Below are 3,710 nucleotides of genomic sequence, written 5' to 3' on the forward strand. Positions count from 1 at the left end.
CGATTTCTTCGCTAAGAAAGAAACATACTTGAATGACTATGATAAAGTGGTCTTCACGGGAATGATTGATCAATTCTTCGATTACAAGTTAGGTGAACTAGAATACCGGAGTCTCCGCTTTGAAACAGAAGTTTTAGATGAAGATAATTACCAAGGTAACGCTGTAGTTAACTATACGGATGCAGAAACACCATTTACTCGGATTATTGAACATAAACACTTTGAATTTGGTAAGGGTGAAAAGGGCAAGACGGTTATTACCCGGGAATACCCAGCTAACTGGCAACGGGGTGATGAACCATACTATCCAGTTAACAATAAGGAAAACAATGCCCTTTATACTAGTTACAAGGAATTAGCTGATAGGGAAGCTAAGAACGTAATTTTCGGTGGGCGCTTAGGTCAATACCGATATTACAACATGGATCAAGTAATCATGGCAGCCTTGGTGACTGTGGAAAAGGAATTTGAAACTTTATAATTATTAATGATTCCAAATCTTATAATTAATTAACTTAATATAGACTTATTTTTAATGGTATTTTGTATATCTCTTAGAAGTTATAGTTTTTATTTTCGAGTATCCTTATAAGTAGGAGATAATCAAAAAAAGGTGAGGTTAAAAAATATTACAAGGTGGAACAGATATGATTGAAGGAAAAAAAGTGATGCTTTTTATTAGAAAATTTATATCCTTTATCAGAGGTTATAATCGTAAGTTAAAATATACTATAAAGATTCTTTTAGTTAATAGTAAAAAAATAAAAAAAATTGGGATTGAAACGGAGAAAAAAAGAGAAGAAAGGATAATAGTATCACTGACGAGCTATCATAAACGTTTTGCAACTTTGGATTTATGTATAAAGACACTTTTAATGCAAACTATGAAACCAGATAAAGTTATTATATATTTAGTTGAATCTGATAAGAAATATCTTCCTAAAAAAGTTCTGAGATTACAAGAATACGGTCTAGAGATAAGGTATGTTAGGGATGATTTACGACCACATAAGAAGTATTATCATGCTATGAAGGAATTTCCTAATGATATTATTATAACTACAGATGATGACTGTCTATATAGTAAATACCTTGTTGAGGAGTTATATAGAACTTATAATAAATTTCCACAAGCTATTACAGCTGGGAGAGTAAGAAAAATTAGAGCAGAAAATGGAGATTTTTTATCATATAATACTTGGTGCCTAACTGAAGAGTCTTTTAGACCATCACTCAGTTTATTGGCTACGGGTGTGGGTGGTGTTCTCTATCCACCTCATTTGTTAGACTTATCTAAGTTGCTAAATCTAAATGAAATTAACAAGTATATATCAGTTGATGATTTATGGCTTAAGACCGTTGAATTGACTGGAAGAGTACCTGTTGTATTATGTGATTCTAAAGTAGATAGGGTACGTATTGAATTACCAGGTGCTGCAGAAAATGGGTTAGCTAAGGATAATGTTGAAATGAATCAGAATGATGTATATTGGTCTTTACTGAATAGAGAGTATAATCTTATTAGTAAGTTTACTGACTAACATAATTGAAAGGATTTTTATATGCAACCAGAAGGTTATTCAATAAAAAAGGCTGCTATGATTAATGCAATTGGCAAGTACTCTAAGGTCTTACTTTCAATTGTTGTTGAGGTAGTTTTAGCTAGATTATTGACCCCACATGATTATGGAATTGTAGCTGTTGTAACAGTCTTTACTACATTTTTTGCTATTTTTTCAGATATGGGATTAGGAACCGCTATCATTCAAAGAAAAAATCTAACAAAAGAAGATATTAATCAAATATATACATTTTCTGTTTATCTTGGAGTAATTTTGACGATTATTTTCTTTTTTGCTTCATATGGGATTGCAAGTTTCTATAAAAGTAATGTTTATATTAAAGTAGGACAATTACTAAGCTTGTCACTGTTATTCAATACTTTGAATATGGTTCCTAATGGAATTTTGAACCGTGAGAAGAAATTTGTTGCAATTGCAGTTAGAACTTTAGTCGTCTATTTAGTCTCTGTTGTAATTACCATTATATTAGCATTTTTTGGTGCTAGATACTATGCGTTAGTATTTCAAGCAATTTCATCAGCATTTTTTACCTACTTATGGAACTATTTAACAACTAAACCAAAGTTTAAATTAAGGTATAATAACTCAGCTGTAAGGAAAGTTGCTTCATATTCAGGGTTTCAATTTTTGTTTAATCTACTCAATTATTTTTCAAGAAATTTGGACAATCTATTAGCTGGACGTTTTATAGGAAGTACACAGTTAGGTTATTATAATAAAGCATATACTTTGATGCAGTACCCAGTAAGTAATTTAGCTGGGGTGATTACTCCTGTATTGCATCCAATTTTATCTGACTATCAAGATAATAAAGATGTTCTTTATCAAAAATATATGAATATTTTAAAACTATTAATGGCTGTTGGTGTTTGGGCAGAAGCAGTATGTATTTTTGCTGCACCAGAAATTATAGGGATTATGTATGGTAGTAATTGGAGTAATTCAATTATCTGTTTTAAGTTATTAGCTATCTCAATTGCTACACAAATGATGAGTTCCAGTGCTGGGGCAGCGTTTCAAGCGCTTGGAAATACTAAGTTAATGTTTGTACAGGGATGTATAAATACAGCAGTCACTGTTGTTTCGATTTTAATTGGTATTTTTAGTGGTAGAACCATTTATGCTTTAGCATTATGGGTATCCATATCTTTTATAGTGAATTTTATAATTAGTTATTTCTTTTTAGTTTCATTTGCTTTTAAAAATAAATTTGTTAAATTTATTAAGGAAATATTACCATACATTATAATAGGGATGATTTTAGTCATAGCAGTACTTATTTATCCAGAAAAAATTGGAAGAAATATGTATGTATCGTGTTTTCTAAAGATAGTTTATATTACTTTTATTTATATAATTGGAATAGTATTAACAGGCCAAAAAAAGTATATACTAAGTCTTATATTTAGGTGATTATTTTGAGTAAAATTCAGAAGTTAATTAAAATTGCTAATTCCGAGGGTATATCGGGAGTAACTAATAAAATTAGAGCTAAGGCTGAGAACTATCGACTTGAAAAAATAGTTGATAGGTTAGGAACAAGAATAAGAAAATTCTACACCAAAATTTGCTATGGTAAGAGAATAAGTTATGGTAAGAATTTTGTTAGTAGAGCTGGTTTTGCAATTAGATTTAATAATACTGGCACTAAGAGAAGATATATTAAAATTGGAGATGGAGTATTTTTTAATAGACATTGTTCAATAACATGTTTCGATTCAATAGAGATAGGTAATAATACAATTTTTGGAGAAAATGTTAGAATATTCGATCATAATCACAGATTTAATTTAGCAGATATACCAGTTTACGGACAAGGATATACGTACGAGCCTGTAAAAATTGGCAATAACTGTTGGATAGGCAGTAATGTGGTTATTTTAAAAGGTGTAACTATCGGTGATAATTGTGTTATAGGTGCTGGAGTAGTATTGAATCAATCTATAGAGAGTAATAGCTTAGTTACTGCAGAAAACAGAATAAAAATTAATAAAATAAGACATAAAAAAGTATAGAATCCAAAAAACGCCCCCCAATCTCATATCTATAATGAGATTGGGGGGCGTTTTGTAGTAAGCACTCCATAATTGGACGTTATTGGCAAAAAAAGACCATAAAACCACAATC

At 30.4% G+C, this 3,710-nt stretch carries 4 protein-coding genes; all 4 read left to right on the plus strand.

The window, feature by feature from the left end:
* Positions 1 to 481, plus strand: a 481-nt coding sequence (locus FC14_RS10910) for a UDP-galactopyranose mutase (protein WP_235804514.1), incomplete at its 5' end; no start/stop codon positions are given.
* A 166-nt stretch (positions 482 to 647) separates the two neighbouring features.
* Entirely contained in the window at positions 648 to 1,541 is an 894-nt protein-coding gene (locus tag FC14_RS06065; RefSeq protein WP_235804515.1) for a glycosyltransferase, read from the plus strand.
* A gap of 21 nt (positions 1,542 to 1,562) precedes the next feature.
* The gene (locus FC14_RS06070; protein ID WP_082618703.1) at positions 1,563 to 2,996 is read left to right on the plus strand and encodes a lipopolysaccharide biosynthesis protein; all 1,434 of its coding nucleotides are present in this window, start codon (positions 1,563 to 1,565) and stop codon (positions 2,994 to 2,996) included.
* Between the two features lie 5 nt (positions 2,997 to 3,001).
* Complete coding sequence (locus FC14_RS06075) at positions 3,002 to 3,598, plus strand: acyltransferase (protein WP_162258662.1); 597 nt, start codon at positions 3,002 to 3,004, stop codon at positions 3,596 to 3,598.
* The last annotated feature ends 112 nt before the right edge of the window (positions 3,599 to 3,710 follow it).

Source organism: Ligilactobacillus agilis DSM 20509 (assembly GCF_001436215.1).
GTDB classification, from domain to species: Bacteria; Bacillota; Bacilli; order Lactobacillales; family Lactobacillaceae; genus Ligilactobacillus; species Ligilactobacillus agilis.